Below are 18,324 nucleotides of genomic sequence, written 5' to 3' on the forward strand. Positions count from 1 at the left end.
TGCACAGAGATCGGTATGACGGCCATTCACATCAAGTTCCCAGCCCTGACGCTCAAGGCTGGCCAACGCGCTTTTGCACGCATTCGCGAACAAGGCCTCCAGCCTGCCGATGTGGGGATTCTGCCCGGCGCGGCCGGTGGTCCCAAGGCCCTGGGCATTCAGGGTCTGGACCTGGCGCTGTTTGGTGACTGGCTGGCGCGTGCCCCCCGCGAGCGTGCGCTGATCGGCGCGTCGATTGGTTCCTGGCGCTTTGCCAGTGCCTGCCTGCCGGATCCGGTACAGGGCCTGCTCGACCTCGGGCGCCTATATAACGAGCAACGCTTTGCCAAGGGCGTGACCATGGCCGAGGTCAGCCAGAGCTGCCAGCGCATGCTCGACGACCTGCTGGCCGGGCGCGATGCGTCGCTATTGGATAACCCGCACTATCGCCTGAATATAGTCGTGGTCAAAAGCCATGGCCTGTTGGCCGACGATCACCGAGGGCGCCTGGGCCTGGGCCTGTCCTCGGTGATCGCCGATAACCTGCGCGGCCGTGCACGGCTGTCCCGGCATTTTGAACGGCTGATCATCCACGACCCGCGCCAGGCGCCGCCACTGCACCCGCTCACGGATTTCCCTTCGCGCTTTCTCGCCCTGGAACCGGGCAACCTGCGCCAGGCCCTGCTGGCGTCCGGCTCGATCCCCATGGTGATGCAAGGCGTACGCGACTTGCCGGGCGCCGGTGCCGGCACCTATCGCGATGGTGGCCTGCTGGACTACCACCTCGACCTGCCCTACCACGGCGATGACATTGTGCTGTACCCGCACTTCACTGATCGAGTCATCCCCGGCTGGTTCGACAAGAGCCTGCCGTGGCGGCGCAGTAGCCCACAGGGTCTGCAGAATGTGTTGCTGGTGGCCCCCTCACGGGACTACCTGGCCCGCCTGCCCCACGGCAAATTGCCGGATCGCAGCGACTTCAAGCGCTTTATGGGGGATGACGCGCGACGCAACCAGTACTGGCAAACCGCGATGAGTGAAAGCCAGCGGCTGGGCGATGAGTTCCTTGAACTGGCCGATAGTGGCCGATTGGGTGAGCGCTTGATTGCGCTCTGAGCCACCAGGCCTTATTTTTCCGCAAATTGGCGTAGCGCCCGGCGAGCGTAGGTTCACCCTTACCTTGGGTGTATCATCCGGCGCTATGTATGCGATCATACAAGGCATCTTTCTGTGTGCATTCTCATTAACAGTGGCCGAATCAAAAGTTATCGACGATGAAAACAAAAGCATCATCTAACCCATGACAATCATCATTCGATTGGACGTCATGATGGCGAAGAAGAAGATTCGCTCCAACCAACTGGCAGATGCCATTGGGATTACCGAAGCCAATCTATCGCTATTGAAAAACGGAAAGATCAAAGGCGTTAAACTCGAAACCCTGAACAAGCTGTGTATCGCCCTGGATTGCCAGCCAGGCGACTTGCTGGAGTTCGAGAGCGAAGAAGCCTAGCCCTGGAATGAGCTGCCTGGCTTGCGGGCAACCCTGTAAAACACTGATAAATTCAACGCGGACCTCCCCCTTATGAAACCCATAAAGTTCCTGGGCCTCGTCACTACCGCCCTGATTACTGGTTGCAGTAACACCAGTTTCAGCCCTTCCTCGTTCAAGGTTTATGAACCAGGTACGCAGTTCGGCAACCGCCACGGCTCTTCTTTCTGGCTGGATACACCCTGCCCTAAACGTGGTTGCGATAATAATAAGTTGTTCTTCAATCCAGCCCACCAGGAAACAACTTTGGAAAGATACAACCATGCATTCTAATCGCAAAAAAATGTACAGCCTTGGTATGTTCCTGCTTCTGGCAGCAGGCCAGGCAAGCGCGCAGGACTTGCCCAATCTCTCGCTTCTCACGCGCTATGGCGTCACCGAAGATCAGTTGCCGGCAGCCCCCACCGACCTGGCACTGAGCACCGAACCGACGAAAAGTCGCTTTGAAGTGCAGCCCGAACGGCCACTGATCCGGTTGGAGAAAAACGGCAACCTGGTATCTGAAACCACCGGCAATATCAGCATTGATAACGCCGCCGCCCAAAGCCAGGTGCAGTGTGCCCGTGCGTATGCCGAACTGGAGCGCCGAGGGTCGCAGCGCTCATTGCCGTGTGGGGATGGGGTCAAGGTCAGTACAACGTTATGGTCCCAGGAGTAACAGCGCTTTACGCACTCCGCCTGGTTGCCCGATAAAACAGGTTAGAATGCGCGCCAAGTCGGTCACCTGGGCCCATAAAGCGCTCACCCCACACTGACAATCGCACACAGCCCTAGAAACTCCTGCCTTACAGGTCATACCGTGGAAATTTTCAAAGAGTTTACATTCGAGTCCGCCCACCGCCTGCCCCACGTCCCCGAAGGCCACAAATGCGGGCGCCTGCACGGCCACTCCTTCAAGGTGGCCATCCACCTGAGCGGCGACCTCGATCCGCATACCGGCTGGATCCGTGATTTCTCGGAGATCAAGGCGATTTTCAAGCCGCTCTATGAGCGCCTCGACCACAACTACCTCAACGACATCCCCGGCCTGGAAAACCCTACCAGCGAAGTACTGGCCAAGTGGATCTGGAATGAGCTGAAGCCGTTGTTGCCGGAACTCAGCGCCATTCGTATCCATGAGACCTGCACCAGTGGCTGTATTTATCGCGGTGAATAAAGCACCTCTACAAAACCGAGGGGACACCTCCCTAGCCATGGATTGCTCCATCCCTGGCTTGCCCTCGACGATAGCAGCGAATAAAACCAGGTTTTGAAGCAAACCAAGGAACCACACCATGGAATCCACCTGGCTGGCACAGGCCAAGCGTTTGCAGGCACTGGCCTCTACCGCGTTGCATTTTTGCAAAAACGAATTTGACCGTGAGCACCTTGAGGAAATCGCCCATATCGCCCACTCGATGCTCGCACAGTTGGGTAACGTGCCTCTGGAAAGTATTACTGGCCTAGTCTCGGACTTCGCACAACGCTACTCAACGCCATTGATTGATGTGAGAGGTGCAGTGATCGAAGGCGATCGCATCCTGCTGGTGCGCGAGGCAACGGACGGTTGTTGGGCGCTCCCCGGTGGATTTGCGGATGTCGGTTTTTCAGCGGCCGAGAACGTGATTAAGGAAATCCACGAAGAAGCCGGGCTGACCGTCACGGCACGAGTGCTCTACAGCATTACTCACAAAGCCAAAGGTCCGTACACACCCGATGTAAGGGACTTCTACAAGTTGTACTTTCTCTGTGACCGGACAAATCAGACCGCCCCAACGGTCGGGCTTGAAACCACCGACGTCGGCTTCTTCAGCCTCGACAACCTGCCGCCCCTGTCACGCGGCCGCACCATCGAAAGTGATCTTGAAGCAGCCTTCGCCTTTCACCGTGGGGAAATCACCCAGACCCTGTTCGACTGACACCCTGGACCGGTGATCCCATTTGTATCACCGCCGCACCACTTTAGTGCCGGGCTGGGCACAATCCACAAGCCATCCCGCCTCCCTGCCCTACCCACCCCCAAATATTGTGCAACCTGCACAGCTCCCACCGTGCACCCATCACTGCCCGGCAGTTGGCACGGGCGCTGCAACAGGCCCTGCGTCACTCACAGGGGAACGGCACATGACGCAGAACGAACCGGGCAACGATTACCCTCTCAGCGAAGTGCCCATGCATGCACGCAAGGGCCTTGGCTCCACGGCCATGGTGTTGCTGGGCTTCACCTTTTTTACCGCGACCATGTTTGCTGGCGGCAAGCTGGGGGTGGCCTTCAGTTTTACCCAGATGCTCGGGGTCGTGGCCCTGGGTAACCTGCTGTTGGGTATCTACGCCGCAGGCCTGGGGTACATCGCCTTCAAGAGCGGCTTGAACTCGGTGCTGATGGGGCGTTTCTGCTTTGGCGAAGTGGGCAGCAAGTTGAGTGACCTGATCCTGGGTTTCACCCAGATTGGCTGGTACGCCTGGGGCACCGCCACGGCGGCCGTGGTGCTGGGCAAGTATTTCGAGTTGAGCCAGGGCAGCGTACTGGCACTGATGGTGTTGTTCGGCCTGGCGTTCTGCGCCACGGCCTACGTGGGCTATCGGGGGCTGGAAATTCTCTCTTACATTGCAGTCCCGGCCATGGGCCTGCTGTTGTTGCTGTCGATGTGGGTGGCCACGGTAAAAGTCGGCGGGCTGGAAGGTTTGCTCGCCGTGGTGCCCAGCAGTGAGTTGGATTTGTCCACGGCCATTACCCTGGTGTTTGGCACCTTTGTCAGCGGTGCCACCCAGGCCACCAACTGGACGCGCTTTTCCCGCTCGGCCAAGGTGGCGGTGCTGGCCAGCCTGATCGGCTTTTTTGTCGGCAACGGCCTGATGGTGCTGATCGGTGCCTACGGCGCCATCGTCTATCAGCAACCGGATGTGGTGGAGGTGTTACTGCTGCAAGGTTTCGCCATGGCGGCGATGGCCATGCTGCTGCTCAATATCTGGAGTACCCAGGACAACACCATCTACAACTTTGCCGTCGCCGGCTGCAACCTGCTGCGCACCAGGCGCCGCAAGACCGTGACTCTGGTCGGCGCAGTGATAGGCACCCTGCTTGCCTTGCTGGGTATGTACGACATGCTGGTGCCCTACCTGATTTTGCTGGGCACGGTGATCCCACCGATTGGCGGGGTGATCATGGCCGACTTTTTCTATCGCTACCGCGGCCACTATCCACGGCTGGCAGATGTGCGCTTGCCGGCCTTCAATTGGCCGGGGCTGATTGCCTATGCCGTGGGTACGGTGCTGGCGTTCAGCTCACCGTGGGTTGCGCCACTGGTGGGGATTATCGCTGCGGCCGCTACCTACATCGCGCTCACCGCCGTCCTGCGGGTGCGGGTGCCATCGGCTGACGCCCAGGCATGAGCCTGACGGTGGCGGATGTACTGGCCCTGCCGGGGCTGGAGTGCATGAGCCTGCGGGCGGGTAGCGCAGGCCTGGATAATGGCGTGCGCTGGCCTTATGTAGCCGAGAACAGCGGTATTGCCGAGTGGGTGCTGGGCGGCGAACTGGTGTTCGTCACCGGCATCAACCATCCCCGTGACGAGGCCAACCTTTTGCGCTTGCTCGACGAAGCCTGCGCGCGGCAAGTCGCCGGCCTGGTGATCCTGACCGGGCCGGCTTACATCCAGGCAATCCCCCCTGGGCTGCTGGAAGCTGCCGACGCCGTCGGCATGCCGCTGATCGAACAGCCTTATTCCCTGAAGATGGTCCTGGTAACCCAGGCCATCGGCTCCGCGCTGATCGAGGCCGAGCAACTCGGACGCTCACGGCATGAGGTGCTGGAGCGCCTGTTGGCGGGCGACTATCAGTCCCTCGACCTGCTCCTGCATCGCGCCAGCCAGCTGGGCATGCCGCTGGACGGGGATTGGCAAGTGGTGCAGTTGCAACTGGACGGTGGCGACGCGCTATTTGCCCAAACCGCGGCCGCGGATGCCGAAGCCCAGTTGGCCCGCCAGCACGATGGCATTACTCGCCGATTGCGCCAGTTCGCCGCCGAGCATCCTTCGCGTCTGCCCGTGCTCGGCAGGGCTGGGCAGTGGACCTTGCTACTGCCCACCGATGACAACCGGCAACGCCTGGCAAACTGGCTCAGGCCCCTGAACCTGCGCCTGGCCCCGCTGAAGCTGTGCATCGGTTTGAGCGCGGCAAAACATCCGCCAGCCGGCCTGGCCCAGGCCCTGGATGAAGCGCGCCAGGCGCTGGCGGTCGCCCGGCGCTTTGGTGAACATGCCGGTATCTGTGTCTACGATGAACTCGGGGTGCTGAAGCTACTGAGCGCAGTGCGCGATCGCGGGTTGCTCGACCAGTTTCTCCAGGAACGCCTGGGGCCCCTGCTGCGCCATGATCAACGTCACGGCCCGAGCCTGATGCCGACCCTGCAAGCGTGGTTCCTGGACAATGGTAACCTTGTGGCTGCTGCCCTGCGGTTGGCGGTCCACCGCAACACCCTGACCCATCGCGTCCAGCGCATCGAGGCCCTGTGCGGGCTGTCGCTGGACAACCCCAATGACCGTCTGGACATCGGCGTCGCGCTGATGATCTGGCGGCTGTCTGCCTGATTGCTTTTTGCCCAAGAGGAACTTGCCCATGCATATCATCAACGCCCGCCTGCGCAACCGTGAAGGCCTGCATGATCTGCACCTGGAACATGGCCGGATCGCCAGCATTACCCCACAAACCGCCGCGCCGACCCTGGGGCCGGACGACTTGGACGCCGCTGGCAACCTGGTGGTACCGCCATTTGTCGAGCCGCATATCCACCTCGACGCCACCCTCACCGCCGGCGAGCCGCGCTGGAATATGAGCGGGACGCTGTTTGAAGGGATCGAATGCTGGGGCGAGCGCAAGGCCACCATCACCCAGGAGGACACCAAGACCCGCGCCAAGCAGACCATCCAGGCCCTGGCGGCCCATGGTATCCAGCATGTGCGCACCCACGTGGACGTCACCGACCCGGACTTGACCGCACTCAAGGCCATGCTCGAAGTCCGCCAGGAGAGCGGCCACCTGATCGACCTGCAGATCGTGGCGTTTCCCCAGGAAGGCATCGAGTCCTACCGCAATGGCCGCGAACTGATGGAAGAAGCCATTCGCCTGGGCGCCGATGTGGTGGGCGGCATTCCCCATTTCGAGTACACCCGCGACCAAGGGGTCAGCTCGGTCAAGTTCCTTATGGACCTGGCCGAACGCACCGGCTGCCTGGTCGACGTGCATTGCGATGAAACCGACGACCCGCACTCGCGCTTCCTCGAAGTGCTGGCCGAAGAAGCCCGCAGTCGCGATATGGGCAGCCGGGTCACCGCCAGCCACACGACGGCCATGGGTTCCTACGACAATGCCTACTGCGCCAAGCTGTTCCGCCTGCTGGGCCACTCGGGCATCAGTTTTGTTTCCTGCCCCACCGAAAGCATTCACCTGCAAGGCCGCTTCGACAACTTCCCGAAACGCCGGGGTGTGACCCGGGTCAACGAACTGTTGGAGGCCGGCATGAACGTCTGCTTTGGCCAGGACTCCATCGTCGATCCCTGGTATCCACTGGGCAACGGCAATATCCTGCGGGTGCTCGAGGCCGGGCTGCATATCTGCCATATGCTCGGCTACAGCAACCTGCAAAGGGCCTTGGACCTGGTCACCGACAACAGCGCCAAAGCCATGGCCCTGGGCGACCGCTACGGCCTGGAGCCCGGGCGACCGGCGAACCTGCTGATCCTGTCGGCAAACAGCGACTATGAAGTCATTCGCAGCCAGGGCCTGGCGCTGTATTCGATCCGCAACGGCAAAGTGTTGATGAAACGCCAGCCAGCGCAGGTGACATTTTTGTAACCCGCGAGGCTAAACGATCGAGTCCAGGTCCAGTGTCTGGCCCTTGTCCCGATCGCCCTCGAAGGCCGGCGGGATGCTTGCCACCTGGGGCAACTCATGGTTTTCCGGGTGGCTGAACCAACGAGCCAGGCTGGGTTGCAGGTTTGAGGATGAAGCGTGACTGCCGTATACATCGCGCCCTTCCACACGGCGCCAGCGCAGGCTTTCCAGACGCTGGCGACTGGTTTGCAATCGGTCGATTTCAGCGGTCAAGGCATCGTAATGCTCATGGCCGCGTCCGTTCGCCGGGCTGCGACGGTGCAGCTCAAGCCGCTTGTCCTGCAGTTGTCGGCGCAGGGTGCTCAGCGCGTGGTCGATCAATGCGTACTCCCGTGCCGTCACCAGGGAGCCGCGGGTATCCAGTGTCTGTTGCCAGCGGCGTAACGTGGCCCACGCCGCCGGCACGTAGCTGGCAACCATGAAGTGCTGGCTGGCCTGGAACAGTTGCTTGAGCAGGTTGTCACGATCGGGCATATCACCGTGCAAACGCAAAGCGCGATTACACGCCGCCTCCTGCACCGACGCACAACCGGGCTGCCACAGCACCGAGGACTGTGTGCCGTCCGCCAGGATGATCGGCATGAAGTGTTGCTGCTCGCCGTGATGCCGATAGGGCTGGCCACCGAGCCGCACCAGCCCCGCAGCAAACAACAGGCCTCCCGGCGCGGGCGCGCCGAATAAGGTCACAGCGCCCGGCACCCATAGCTTGGCCGTGGTGTTCATCCACGTCGCCGGCACGCTGGGGACCGGATCATTGTGGTTGACGATACGATGGTGGACCAGGGCAGCCGCTCCCCCTGTGAATTCAGCATCGGCGGCGCGCGGAGCACCGTAGGTGTACAGCAACACGTTGTAGTCGGCATCCTTGACCCGGCGCAGTCCCTCGGCCAGCAACAAAGCGATGGCCCCACCCAGGCTGTGGCCACAAATCACGATGCGTTGGCCGCTGTAGAACTGATCCAGATAGCGCAATACAAAGTCACGCAAGGCACGGTACGCCTGGTAAAAGCCTTCATGGACCTTACCGATGCCGTCCGCGAAAGGTACCTGGTGGGCATTCGCGTCACGCAGGCCATCCGCCGCACTGGCCGTGCCCCGCACCGCAATCAGTACCACTTCATCGTGATGGCTGATAAAGGCCTGGGTATCGGTACCCTGCTCTTCGTCATCGAAAAAATGCAGACGCGCCGGATGCTCCTGCCTCGCCTCCAACTGCGGACTGTTCTGCGGATACAACTGAGGGTCGAAGGGCAGGATCTCGAAACGCCGCGAGTATGGGACATCCTCATACAGCGGGTAAAAACGCCGGACTTGCTCGGCATCAACCCTCCAGGCCTGCTGATACCCCGCGAGTTTTTCAGCAAATAGATGGCCGATGCTGGGGTCCAGAGGAAAATGGACTTCATCTTGCGGGTGAGTGGCCGGCTCCTGGCCAAAACGGCAGTAACTCAAGGTCGCCATCAATGCCAGTTGGTACAGGTTCAAGGCACAGAATTCGTCGTCCCTCGACAGCATCGGGCGCAGTGCCCGCAAGGGTCGGACTTCCAGCGCCGTGTGCTGATTGGGGAACAGCACCACGCCCGACAACTCGGGCTGGGGTGGGCCAAACCCAAGGTCGGCCATCATTTTCAGGGCATGTGGCTGGGGGCCGTGAGACCGTGGCGCCAGCGGTGGCAGGTGGGCAACATGGCGAACCAGATCGCGCACTTCGACCTGGTAGAACCGATCGGCTTGTCGTCTTGCTGGGTTGCCCTCGAGACGCTGGCCATCCCCGGTAGAAAACTCGCTTCGTTCGGCGCGAACCTGAAGTTCGGTGATGGGTAGTTTGTAAGTCAGGCGCGTCGTCAGTCGGTGATACGGTGCTTCTGTCCCGGTATAGGGTTCATCCAACGTAAGCACCACAGGACCACAGTAAAAATCCGTTATTTTGGCGAAGCCCTCTCCATTCAATCTACCGCTGTATTGTTGCCCGGCACTGTCATGGAACGAGTACGGCAGCCCCCCATAATTCTTGCCATTGCCGGTTTCATCGACCAAACAAAAACTCACCCAGTGCCCTCGCAATGGGCACGCCGGCATCTTGTCACTGAAAAACTCCTGCTTCCATGCCTCCAACTCCATAACTTCACTCCCTGTTAGTTGCACGTTGGATAAACATCACAGATACGTCCGTCAGGCATTTTTATAGGTTTGAAGTCGGTCGTATTGCCCCGGCAGTACGCGAACATATCTTCGAAACTCTCACCCCGGCACCGCCTCCAGCCGTTTGGAACAGCTACCCAGTTATCGTCAAAGGCAGGCAGCTCTTCGTCAGACAGGTTCAACACCAGCCTGAGTTTTTGCCCCGCCAGTCGATTTCGTTGCACAGCGCCGCCTGCCGACGCTTTACCTGAAAGCCCATTTGCGTCCACTGATCTGCACATGAGGATTTTCCTGATCGCATGCACCGGCCCCACTGTGCGAAAGAACCACCTGCATCGTGCTTGCAACTCCAGCACCCCCGACTCAGGCCTCCCCGGCCCATCCGCGTCTAAACGATCCTGAATATGGATAGCCGCAATATCTCCGCCAACATCCGTATCGCGCGCGCCCCACCGCGCATAAAAATCAAACTCCACGCTGCGCAATACCAACGGGCAGCCTTCGACTGTTTCAGTCAGGGGCAGCGTCTGGGTCACGCGGCTGGCTACCGGGCTGTAGGGAACACTAAAAATCTTCCGCTCGGGCCTTTTGCCTCGACGCCAAGGCAAGGTGCAACGTTCACCTGCTGCGGGGCTGTAGTTAGCGGCGCTTTTAACGCGGAAATTGGCTGGCAAATCCAACTCCAAGGTAAAGCGATCAACGGGCACCACCGCACACCCCGATGTCCAGGCCATACCCAGCACCAGCAGAACTCCACACGCCTGGTTACTCATGCTTGCCCCAACGTGCGCCACTGCTCAGCCACCCGCCTGAAGTGTTCCTCCGGCGCCTCCCCCTTCAGCGGCTGCCACTGAATCACCCTGGGCCCGGTTGCCTCTGCCAAACGCCGCACCACCAAAAACTCCAGTTGCAGAGCGCCGTACCATTGCCAACTGCGGGCCTCGTCCAGTACCTGGGCCAGCCATCCCCCTGGATCCTGGAACTCGACCAACGCCGCAAGGCTTTCGCTGTGTTCGGCCAGCAGGTAGCGCAGGATATTGGCCTGCAGAATGGCCGAGGCCTGGGGGTTGGGGATGTTGAGCCAAGGAGCGGGGTCGGGTATCGGGTACTTTCCGGGCGCTGGGTTGTTGGCGCAGCACCATTGCTCTTCGTGCCAGTAGCAGACGCTGATCAGTGGCCCGAGATAGGCCGGCCATTGCGCTACCGGCACGCTGGTCAGCGCACGCCCCAGGGTGCGGTTGTCGTGGAAACGGTACAGGGCCTGATTGCCCGGTGGCCCCACCAGCATCCGCGCCTGCCAATGCTCGATGACGTCGCCCAGGTCCCCGTCGGGCAAGCTGCCCAGCCAGCCCCAGTTCATCTCAGGGTGCTCGAGCAACCCCACAAGCGCAGGCTCATCGAACTGCTCCACCAGCAGGATCACCGGCCCGTCAGCCGCCAGTGCCGCCACTGCACTGCCACCGTAAAGGCTGCAACATTGCCCCAGGTTGCGAGGCGCCATCAGCGGCTGACGGGCGTTGCTGTTTCCCTCAAGAATCAAACACAGCCGGCGTCCTGCCTGCTGCTGTTGGGTCATCCATTGGCCCGGTGTACGCAGCATCAGGCCGCCCTCCCGCGGATGTCGCACACGCCTTCGCGGCAGCGTTCACATACCGGGCAGAAGTCCGCATCCAGTTGCCGGGCCATGCTCATGACGACAGCCTGGGCCGCTGAAATTTCCGCACCGCTGACGGCCGCACCCGCAGGGCTGGCCGAGCGCGCAACGGCCGGTTGGCCACCCTGGGTAATCGGGCGGCTGCTGAAGATTCCACCGGCCTGGATCAGTACGTGCTCGCCTCCGGCCTTGAGGCTCAACTGCGCGCCAGCGTCGATCACCAGGCTGGCACCCGCCTTGAGATGAACCTGTTGCCCTGCCTCGATCACCAGGGCCTGGCCGATATAGGCCAGGCTATCGCCCTGCACCTGGAGGTGATCGCTCGCACCCAGGACCACCTTGCGATCACCACTGACATGTCGCTGTTCGGCGCTTTCCAGGCGCACCGTGCTCGGGCCGCGAATGGTTTCCCGCCGCTCCCCGCCGACTTCCAGGTGGCTGTCACGGCCTACCTGCTGCTGCCAGTCCCGCTGGGCCCGCAGGTAGATAAGCTCTTCACCCAGGCGGTCCTCCAGGTGCAGTTCGTTGCCGCCCGCACCACCTGGGGAACTGCGACTGCGCAATACGCTGCAGGTCTTGTGTTGCGGCAGTGGATAAGGCGGCATGTGCCGCGCATTGGGCAGGCAACCGTTGATCAATGGCCGGTCCGGGTCGCCCTCCAGGAAGGTCACCAGCACTTCCATGCCGACCCGGGGCGTCATGACCGCGCCAAAACCGTCGCCCGCCCAGCCGGAGGCCACCCGTACCCAACAACTGCTTTTATCACTGGCCTTGTCCAGGCGATCCCAGTGAAAACGCACCTTCACCCGGCCGTAGGCATCGCAATGCACCTCCTCGCCCGCCGGGCCCGTCACAGTGGCTGTCTGGCTGCCGGTAATGGTTGGCTTGGGATGCTTGAGCGCCGGGCGGTGGATCGCACGCCAGGGCGTGGCGTTGAAGCGGTTGCGATAGCCCTGGAACCTGTCGCCAGCGGGCATCGCCTCCTCTAGCACCTGGGGTTGATACCCCTCGTGACGCACCGACGTAAGCAGCCACAAGTCATTGCAGGCAGGCTGCGGGTGATCGTGCAACGGCAGGAAATGACCACTGCACAACGCCGGTTGATCACTCTTGCCCAAGGCCCGGTGACGGTCGCGCTGATGGCGCTCCAGGCTGCGACGCGCCAATTGCACACCCCGCGCATGGCCGGTAAACCCGGCGGGGTAATGGTAGTCCTCAAGAGGCAGCACCGATGCAGCCCCGGCGTGTTCCTGCAAACGCCGTGAAGGATGCTCGAAATCGTGATCACGGCGCACTGCCTGGCGGCTGCGCGTCGCCAGGCGCACATCGAAACGCTGGATCACCCGTGCCTCGGCGGCCGGCCCGCTGGCAGGGCGATAAAACTGTGCAGGCAAGCGACGGAACACCGTCTGGTCATCCCCAAACACCAATACATGGGCGTCCGGGCTGTGGCGAAAGTGGTAGTGAATCCCCTCCTCCTCACACAGCCTCTGGAGGAAGTGCAGGTCGGTTTCCGCGTATTGCACACAGAACGTGCGGGGCGGATAGACCACCGGCCCCAACTCGAAGGCATACGCGTCGGCCAGGATGCCATGGTGCTCGAGCACGGCCGCGATGATCTGCGGCACGCTGCGTTGTTGAAAGATGCGCTGGTCGCGCCGATGTTCCAGCCACGCCAGACGCGGCGCCAGGGTCAGGCGATAACGGGTGAGCCGGCCCCCGGGGTCATCACGACCGACGGCATACACCTGCCCGTGCAAACCTTCGCCCATTTCACCGAAGCCTAGATAGGCCGGCTGGTGCAGCAATGCTTCTAGGTCAAGGCCGGGGTTTTCGCTGACCAGTTGCACTTCGATGAAGTAGGGCTGGTCAAGGGCTTCGCGGCCTTTGAATGCCAGTACTTGGAAGTCTGTCTCCATGCCTTGAACAATAAAGTTGAAACGTGACGAAACAAACGCACTCACCATCCGTCGTTACCCGCCATCCACTATCTGACTGAAATACTCCCTCCCGCAAAAAAAAACCTGCGGCCAAAGAAGTGCCTGAACGCTCTAAAGATTAGCGAGATCCACGAGAATTCGGCGCTTTGAAAATAAAAAAGAAGTTTCGTACGGACACAATGGAAGTCTCTTTTACAAGATGAGAAATCCTCAAAACAAAGCAAGCCGTAACAGCAGGAACTTCCTTACGCGACGCTTCAAACAATAACTAAACAATAAAGAAACAACTGACACTTAGTTAAGCCATCACGTACCTCAGCCTTGAAGCATCGCGGTCCCGAACAGGCTGACACCCAGCAGCGCATCTGCCTGAACGTGCAAGCGCACCGGCGCCGTACCGCCCGGCATCACCACGGCCACCTCTCCCGCCTTGACCCAACCCGCCCGCCATGCCGCACAGGCCACTGCGCTGGCACTGGTCCCGGAGGATGCCGTGGGCCCCTCACCGCGCTCGAACACCCGGGCAATCAGCCGATTGGCAGAGTCTCGCGCTGCCCATTGCAGGTTGACCCCGGCCGCACAGGGCCGGCCATTACCTGCGGGAGGAGCGAAGGCAATCGCTTTCAACGGCTCGAACAGATCAGGTTGGTGCATCTGCCGATTGTCCGGCAAGGCCGATACGTGTTCGACCAAGGTCACGCAATGGGGGTTGCCGATACGCACAAATTGGCTGCGGGTCCATTGCGGGTTGATCGCAGCCAGCTCATTCACTGGGCCAGGCTCGGCGCTTTCCGGCCCCATCGCTGCCACTGCCTGCGGCCCGAATGCTGGCTGCCCCAGTGCCAGCCAGAACCCATGGAGCTGCCCATAGACCGCCGGTTCAACCCCGGTCACCAGCGGCGTCACCCCATCAGGTTGATCGTGGTGTACCCGTAGCTCGCAGGCCTGGGTCATCAGCCCCGCGTCCGTCAGGGCCTGGGCAAAGATCGTCAAGCCATTGCCGCTGCGCTCAGCCAGGGAACCGTCGGTATTGACGATCAGCAGGTCATACGGCGGTGCAGCCTGGAACGGCCCGACCAGCAAACCGTCGCAGCGATAGGCCTTGGCCTCGGCTGGGCGCAGCGACGTCCCCCAGCCACATTCGGACGCTATCGCCAGCCCCGTCCACGCCTGGCGAGTGCTGGCGGCCAGGGCGGCGTTATCGGGCACGGCAATACCCCGGCTGCGCAACAGGGCCGGGCTGGCAACACCGTAGATATTGCCGCGAGCGTCGTAGAACAGGGTCATTGTGAGATCACCTCAGCATCCGCCGATGGTCAGCCATGGGAAAAGTGCCTGGCGATTGTGGGCGATCTCAGCGTAGGACACCAACAGCGAGCGCGCCGAGCGTGGCAAAAAAACCAGCGCGCCCTACACTCCTGTGTCCCTGGATGGACGTTTTCATCAGGCCGAAGTCCGTGCGCAGTCGAGCAAACGCCGTCCTCATTTTCCTGGAGGATGCACCATGAAGACACTTGCCCCGCAGAGCCCCGTTGAAACGCTTTACCGCGCCGGCCGCAAAACATTCATTGAGCGGGTACCGGATGGCGGCGCACGCCTGGATGCGTTGTTCCATACCGCGCCGGCCCTGGGCGAATTGGCGGTCGGTGTGGTGTACGGCTATCTGCACGAGCGCCCGGGCCTTGATCCGCGCTTGCAGGAAGCAGCGATCTTTGCCGCGATCGTCGCCGCCGGTATGGTCGGCCCGCCGTTGAGCGTGCATTTCAAGACCAGCCTGGCCCAAGGCCTGGCGCCTGGGGAGCTGACTGAACTGCTGCTGGTGGCCTCGGCCTTTACCGGTTTCCCCCGTGCCGTCGCCACTGCCGAGCAGCTCAACCTGCTGTTCACCGCAGCCAACCTGCCCTCGCCGCCACCACCGCCGCCACGGGCCGTGGCAGTAGCGTTTTGCGACAGTGTGCGCCGGGGCCAGCCGTCATTCCCGGTGGACGCCCAGGCTCGAAAGCTGCTGCGCAAACCCCATAAGCTATCGCTGCACGCCACGGCTGCGGATCGGGTGCTGGTGGAGAGTTACATCGGCCAGGAAACCACGCCCCGTGGCACCCTCCTGGTGCGGGTCGCTGGCGCCGACGTGGTGCAAGTCAGGGCATATCTCCCAACCCCCAACTGACCCACGCGCAGAAGTGGCCTGGAAGGTGGTAATCCTGTGCAAGCAGCCTGGGGTTCAACGCTACTCACAGGGATTACGCACCCTCCAGACCACCTCAAGCAGGCCCGATAACCTCTGTGTGGTGATCAACGGTAAAAGTGTTCCGTGTTGTCAGTAAAAACTTCGCGGCCCGCAAGGGAACCTGGCTCGCTCGATAGGGCCTGATGTGCAAGGATGTCGCGCTGGACATCGTTCGCTGAACGCAAAACCAAGGATATTCATGACTGCCATCACCCCCCAGGCGCCTGTGGTTCCGGGACGCCTGGAACAAATGTCGACCCGTATCGCGTTTTTTATTGCCGGCTTCGGCATCGCGGCCTGGGCACCGTTGGTCCCCTATGCCAAGGCCCGCGCGCAGCTCAACGAAGGCACCCTGGGCCTGTTGCTGTTGTGCCTGGGAGTGGGGTCGATCATTGCCATGCCAATGGCCGGCGCGCTGGCGTCACGCTTCGGCTGCCGCCGCGTGTTGAGCGCCGGGACGCTGCTGCTCTGCGTGGCCTTGCCGATGCTGGCCACGGTCAGCTCGATACCCTTGCTGATGGCCGGATTGTTTCTGTTTGGTGCAGGCCTGGGCACGGTGGACTCCACCGTCAACCTGCAGGCAGTGATTGTTGAGCGGGCCAGTGGCAAAACCATGATGTCGGGCTTCCATGGGCTGTTCAGCCTGGGGGGGATTGTGGGGGCGGCAGGTGTCAGTGCGCTGCTCGGCCTGGGGCTGTCACCGCTTTCGGCCACCCTGGTGGTTATCGTGATTACCCTGGGCGCCTTGCTCAAGGCGGCCCCGCACTTGTTGCCCTACGGCAGCGAAAGCTCCGGCCCGGCCTTCGCCATCCCCCATGGGGTGGTGCTGTTTATCGGCTGCCTGTGTTTTATCGTATTCCTGGCAGAGGGTGCCGTGCTCGATTGGAGCGCGGTGTTTCTCAGCGACGAACGCGGCCTCGACGAAGCCTACGCGGGCCTGGGTTATGCGGCGTTTGCCTTGACCATGACCCTCGGCCGCCTGACCGGCGATGCCATTGTGCGCCGCCTGGGTGCCAAACGGGTGATCGTGATCGGTGGTTTGCTGGCCACCGCCGGCATGCTGCTGGCCACCCTGCTCCCGGCATGGGAAACCGCCCTGCTGGGTTATGCCCTGGTCGGTGCCGGCTGTTCGAATATCGTGCCGGTGCTGTACACCGCGGTGGGCAAGCAAACGGTCATGCCGGAGCACATTGCGGTGCCCGCCATTACCACCCTGGGATATGCCGGTATTCTCGCAGGCCCCGCGCTGATTGGTTTTATCGCCCACGGCAGCAGCCTGAGCGTGGCCTTTGTGTTGATCGCCGTGCTGCTGTTGGCGGTGGCGATCAGCGGCAAAATACTGCGGGTGTAAGGCCCCCAGGCGCTACAGGTCTCTAGTGTTTTCAAGCCAGCCGTCAAGGTCTTTGTTGCTCAGCCATCCCTTCTGGTAATGACTACCGTAAATGCGTCGCCAGCCAGAATGGATGCGTTCCAGGGAACTCAAAAGCCTGGGACGGTCCACCAGGTTTTTTGACATATACACCAGTTGTTCGCTGTACATTTTTTTCGGTAGCCCCGTGGCAGGGTCTCGGATAACGGCACCATTCTGGTCCGTTTCATCCGGATCCTTACTGATTGACACAAGCCGTTCGATCTGGACGTAGCCGACACTCTCAAAAAAGCCCGTGCGGTCCCGGGATCTGTCACGCAGTTCATCAAAAGCGGCCCTGAACGCCAGCACCAACTCGACATTGGTCTTGGCGTGAAAAGGATCCGGACTGAAGGCATTGGGGTCGCTGTTGCCAAACACACCCTGTACCGCCCGCTCCAGGCTTTGCCGCGTTATAAACCCCTCTTCGTCAAGGATCGCGTCGATCAACCGCGGGCGCTGGACCAGTGCCCTGGCCAGCAGAATGGCGTTGTTGAGCGCCGGTGTGTCAGTCATTTTTGCACTGGCAATTCGCCGCAGCGACGACAGTTTCAGTCCTTCATTTTTCATGAAAATTTTCCAGCACGGAAAAATGGTCACCCAGTGCCTTGACTAACTGGCGGTCCGGCAATTGGGTATAGGGGTTCACATTGGGGGTACGCGTCGAGGGCGCGTTTCTCAGCTCCTGATGATGCAGCATGACCTCATCGGGCGTGGCCCACCGCAACGGGCGGCGGAATCCCGAAGAGCGGATAGTGCTGGGCAAAGGTTGATTATCGGCCTGCCAGCCACGCGGCGTGGTCTCGCTTGAAGCAGCATGAGCTTTCTGTTGTGCGTCATCCGGTATCGCTTCATGGCGGCTCGTAACATCGGGCCGCAGGAGAGGTACCCCACCGTCAATTGCCATGTTCATATCCACCTTTTCTAGATCCATACTCAGACCGGCTGCCACCACCGTCAGTGCAAGGGTGGGTTTCCAGCAAGCGCAAAGTATGTGGCCAACCACCGGCAATGGTTCCGGGGCACCCGATCAATTTCGATGTCTGTATGTAAACAATGGTCAGTCCTGGGCGCGGCCCTCAGTCAGGTTCTCGGGGCGACAATGCTCCTGATCGAGAACCGCCCAGCAAGGCTTTTATGGCATTGATCAACCCGCTCGTCGTACCCGCAGGCGTCTGCATGGTGGTGGTTGGGACGGCAGTGGCGCGGTAGGACTGCATGCCTTTGGCGAAGTCATCCGCCGCCGGGGCCTTGAAGGTGTACTGGCCGGAAAAATTCCTTACCCGTTGGGCTTCGGTGCCTTCCCCTCCCGGCACAGCCTGATTCTGGGCATCGAAAAGTTGTCTCTGCGTCGTGTTTTCGCAAGGTGGAGCAAGAAGGGATTGCGGCAGGCCGGGAGTTTGAGTTCCAAACGACGTTGAAGTCATGTCAACACCCTCTCTTTGAGTGAAACTGCCGGCGTCATAAAGGCCGTCAGATACACGTTATGTGGCAAACCGCTGAAAACAGTTCCTGATCAGCGAAGTGGCAGGCGATAAGTGGACACGTGCA

At 61.1% G+C, this 18,324-nt stretch carries 18 protein-coding genes; 10 read left to right on the forward strand and 8 right to left on the reverse strand.

The window, feature by feature from the left end; all coding sequences use genetic code 11:
• Positions 1-15 precede the first annotated feature (15 nt).
• The 8 genes from HBR93_RS23965 to codA all read left to right on the forward strand — a co-directional run bounded on the left by HBR93_RS23965 (position 16) and on the right by codA (position 7,363).
• On the forward strand, positions 16-1,095 hold the full coding sequence (locus tag HBR93_RS23965; protein WP_169961219.1) for a patatin-like phospholipase family protein: 1,080 nt from the start codon (positions 16-18) through the stop codon (positions 1,093-1,095).
• Between the two features lie 184 nt (positions 1,096-1,279).
• Entirely contained in the window at positions 1,280-1,492 is a 213-nt protein-coding gene (locus HBR93_RS23970; protein ID WP_057439475.1) for a helix-turn-helix transcriptional regulator, read from the forward strand.
• Positions 1,493-1,793: 301 nt separating this feature from the next.
• Positions 1,794-2,189 (forward strand): hypothetical protein, encoded by a 396-nt coding sequence (locus HBR93_RS23975; RefSeq protein ID WP_169961220.1) that lies wholly within the window; start codon positions 1,794-1,796, stop codon positions 2,187-2,189.
• Between the two features lie 141 nt (positions 2,190-2,330).
• On the forward strand, positions 2,331-2,687 hold the full coding sequence (queD, locus tag HBR93_RS23980) for a 6-carboxytetrahydropterin synthase QueD (RefSeq protein ID WP_003190259.1): 357 nt from the start codon (positions 2,331-2,333) through the stop codon (positions 2,685-2,687).
• 118 nt (positions 2,688-2,805) lie between these two features.
• Complete coding sequence (locus tag HBR93_RS23985; RefSeq protein ID WP_169961221.1) at positions 2,806-3,429, forward strand: NUDIX hydrolase; 624 nt, start codon at positions 2,806-2,808, stop codon at positions 3,427-3,429.
• A 205-nt stretch (positions 3,430-3,634) separates the two neighbouring features.
• Entirely contained in the window at positions 3,635-4,903 is a 1,269-nt protein-coding gene (codB, locus tag HBR93_RS23990; RefSeq protein ID WP_057959086.1) for a cytosine permease, read from the forward strand.
• Positions 4,900-6,099, forward strand: a complete 1,200-nt coding sequence (locus HBR93_RS23995; protein WP_169961222.1) for a PucR family transcriptional regulator — start codon at positions 4,900-4,902, stop codon at positions 6,097-6,099. Before codB ends, HBR93_RS23995 begins: the two co-directional genes overlap by 4 nt.
• Before the next feature lie 28 nt (positions 6,100-6,127).
• Positions 6,128-7,363 (forward strand): cytosine deaminase, encoded by a 1,236-nt coding sequence (codA, locus tag HBR93_RS24000; RefSeq protein WP_057438504.1) that lies wholly within the window; start codon positions 6,128-6,130, stop codon positions 7,361-7,363.
• A 9-nt stretch (positions 7,364-7,372) separates the two neighbouring features.
• On the opposite strand, the gene HBR93_RS24005 is transcribed toward codA, so the two are convergent.
• The 5 genes from HBR93_RS24005 to HBR93_RS24025 form a co-directional block, all read right to left on the reverse strand.
• Complete coding sequence (locus HBR93_RS24005; RefSeq protein ID WP_169961223.1) at positions 7,373-9,523, reverse strand: lipase family protein; 2,151 nt, start codon at positions 9,521-9,523, stop codon at positions 7,373-7,375.
• A 14-nt stretch (positions 9,524-9,537) separates the two neighbouring features.
• The gene (locus tag HBR93_RS24010) at positions 9,538-10,317 is read right to left on the reverse strand and encodes a hypothetical protein (RefSeq protein WP_169961224.1); all 780 of its coding nucleotides are present in this window, start codon (positions 10,315-10,317) and stop codon (positions 9,538-9,540) included.
• Positions 10,314-11,144, reverse strand: a complete 831-nt coding sequence (locus HBR93_RS24015) for a DUF4123 domain-containing protein (protein ID WP_169961225.1) — start codon at positions 11,142-11,144, stop codon at positions 10,314-10,316. Before HBR93_RS24015 ends, HBR93_RS24010 begins: the two co-directional genes overlap by 4 nt.
• Positions 11,144-13,165, reverse strand: a complete 2,022-nt coding sequence (locus tag HBR93_RS24020; RefSeq protein ID WP_169961226.1) for a type VI secretion system tip protein VgrG — start codon at positions 13,163-13,165, stop codon at positions 11,144-11,146. The genes HBR93_RS24015 and HBR93_RS24020 overlap by 1 nt, the downstream gene beginning before the upstream one ends.
• 288 nt (positions 13,166-13,453) lie before the next feature.
• Positions 13,454-14,425: a diaminopimelate epimerase gene (locus HBR93_RS24025; RefSeq protein WP_169961227.1), complete on the reverse strand. Its 972-nt coding sequence runs from the start codon at positions 14,423-14,425 to the stop codon at positions 13,454-13,456.
• A gap of 217 nt (positions 14,426-14,642) precedes the next feature.
• Between HBR93_RS24025 and HBR93_RS24030 the strand changes: the two genes are divergently transcribed.
• Both HBR93_RS24030 and HBR93_RS24035 read left to right on the forward strand, forming a co-directional pair.
• The gene (locus HBR93_RS24030) at positions 14,643-15,305 is read left to right on the forward strand and encodes a carboxymuconolactone decarboxylase family protein (protein ID WP_057959080.1); all 663 of its coding nucleotides are present in this window, start codon (positions 14,643-14,645) and stop codon (positions 15,303-15,305) included.
• Positions 15,306-15,564: 259 nt separating this feature from the next.
• Positions 15,565-16,716: an MFS transporter gene (locus HBR93_RS24035; RefSeq protein ID WP_057959079.1), complete on the forward strand. Its 1,152-nt coding sequence runs from the start codon at positions 15,565-15,567 to the stop codon at positions 16,714-16,716.
• 12 nt (positions 16,717-16,728) lie between these two features.
• Here HBR93_RS24035 and HBR93_RS24040 read toward each other — a convergent pair whose 3' ends face one another.
• The 3 genes from HBR93_RS24040 to HBR93_RS24050 all read right to left on the reverse strand — a co-directional run bounded on the left by HBR93_RS24040 (position 16,729) and on the right by HBR93_RS24050 (position 18,200).
• Entirely contained in the window at positions 16,729-17,343 is a 615-nt protein-coding gene (locus HBR93_RS24040) for a hypothetical protein (RefSeq protein ID WP_057438498.1), read from the reverse strand.
• Positions 17,333-17,707 (reverse strand): hypothetical protein, encoded by a 375-nt coding sequence (locus HBR93_RS24045; protein ID WP_152987925.1) that lies wholly within the window; start codon positions 17,705-17,707, stop codon positions 17,333-17,335. The genes HBR93_RS24040 and HBR93_RS24045 overlap by 11 nt, the downstream gene beginning before the upstream one ends.
• 145 nt (positions 17,708-17,852) lie before the next feature.
• On the reverse strand, positions 17,853-18,200 hold the full coding sequence (locus HBR93_RS24050) for a hypothetical protein (protein WP_152987924.1): 348 nt from the start codon (positions 18,198-18,200) through the stop codon (positions 17,853-17,855).
• Between the last annotated feature and the right edge of the window lie 124 nt (positions 18,201-18,324).

The organism is Pseudomonas sp. WS 5411, from assembly GCF_012985595.1.
In the GTDB taxonomy this organism is placed as follows: Bacteria; Pseudomonadota; Gammaproteobacteria; order Pseudomonadales; family Pseudomonadaceae; genus Aquipseudomonas; species Aquipseudomonas shahriarae.

Excerpts from the sequence above, each read along its gene's own strand:
- HBR93_RS24040 (WP_057438498.1), bottom strand. The coding sequence starts at position 17,343 with ATGAAAAATGAAGGACTGAAACTGTCGTCGCTGCGGCGAATTGCCAGT.
- HBR93_RS24025 (WP_169961227.1), bottom strand. The coding sequence starts at position 14,425 with ATGACCCTGTTCTACGACGCTCGCGGCAATATCTACGGTGTTGCCAGC.
- HBR93_RS24005 (WP_169961223.1), bottom strand. The coding sequence starts at position 9,523 with ATGGAGTTGGAGGCATGGAAGCAGGAGTTTTTCAGTGACAAGATGCCG.
- HBR93_RS24050 (WP_152987924.1), bottom strand. The coding sequence starts at position 18,200 with ATGACTTCAACGTCGTTTGGAACTCAAACTCCCGGCCTGCCGCAATCC.
- HBR93_RS24045 (WP_152987925.1), bottom strand. The coding sequence starts at position 17,707 with ATGGATCTAGAAAAGGTGGATATGAACATGGCAATTGACGGTGGGGTA.
- HBR93_RS23970 (WP_057439475.1), top strand. The coding sequence starts at position 1,280 with ATGACAATCATCATTCGATTGGACGTCATGATGGCGAAGAAGAAGATT.
- HBR93_RS24010 (WP_169961224.1), bottom strand. The coding sequence starts at position 10,317 with ATGAGTAACCAGGCGTGTGGAGTTCTGCTGGTGCTGGGTATGGCCTGG.
- HBR93_RS24015 (WP_169961225.1), bottom strand. The coding sequence starts at position 11,144 with ATGCTGCGTACACCGGGCCAATGGATGACCCAACAGCAGCAGGCAGGA.
- codB (WP_057959086.1), top strand. The coding sequence starts at position 3,635 with ATGACGCAGAACGAACCGGGCAACGATTACCCTCTCAGCGAAGTGCCC.
- HBR93_RS23965 (WP_169961219.1), top strand. The coding sequence starts at position 16 with ATGACGGCCATTCACATCAAGTTCCCAGCCCTGACGCTCAAGGCTGGC.
- codA (WP_057438504.1), top strand. The coding sequence starts at position 6,128 with ATGCATATCATCAACGCCCGCCTGCGCAACCGTGAAGGCCTGCATGAT.
- HBR93_RS23985 (WP_169961221.1), top strand. The coding sequence starts at position 2,806 with ATGGAATCCACCTGGCTGGCACAGGCCAAGCGTTTGCAGGCACTGGCC.
- HBR93_RS24020 (WP_169961226.1), bottom strand. The coding sequence starts at position 13,165 with ATGGTGAGTGCGTTTGTTTCGTCACGTTTCAACTTTATTGTTCAAGGC.
- HBR93_RS24035 (WP_057959079.1), top strand. The coding sequence starts at position 15,565 with ATGACTGCCATCACCCCCCAGGCGCCTGTGGTTCCGGGACGCCTGGAA.
- HBR93_RS23995 (WP_169961222.1), top strand. The coding sequence starts at position 4,900 with ATGAGCCTGACGGTGGCGGATGTACTGGCCCTGCCGGGGCTGGAGTGC.
- HBR93_RS24030 (WP_057959080.1), top strand. The coding sequence starts at position 14,643 with ATGAAGACACTTGCCCCGCAGAGCCCCGTTGAAACGCTTTACCGCGCC.
- HBR93_RS23975 (WP_169961220.1), top strand. The coding sequence starts at position 1,794 with ATGCATTCTAATCGCAAAAAAATGTACAGCCTTGGTATGTTCCTGCTT.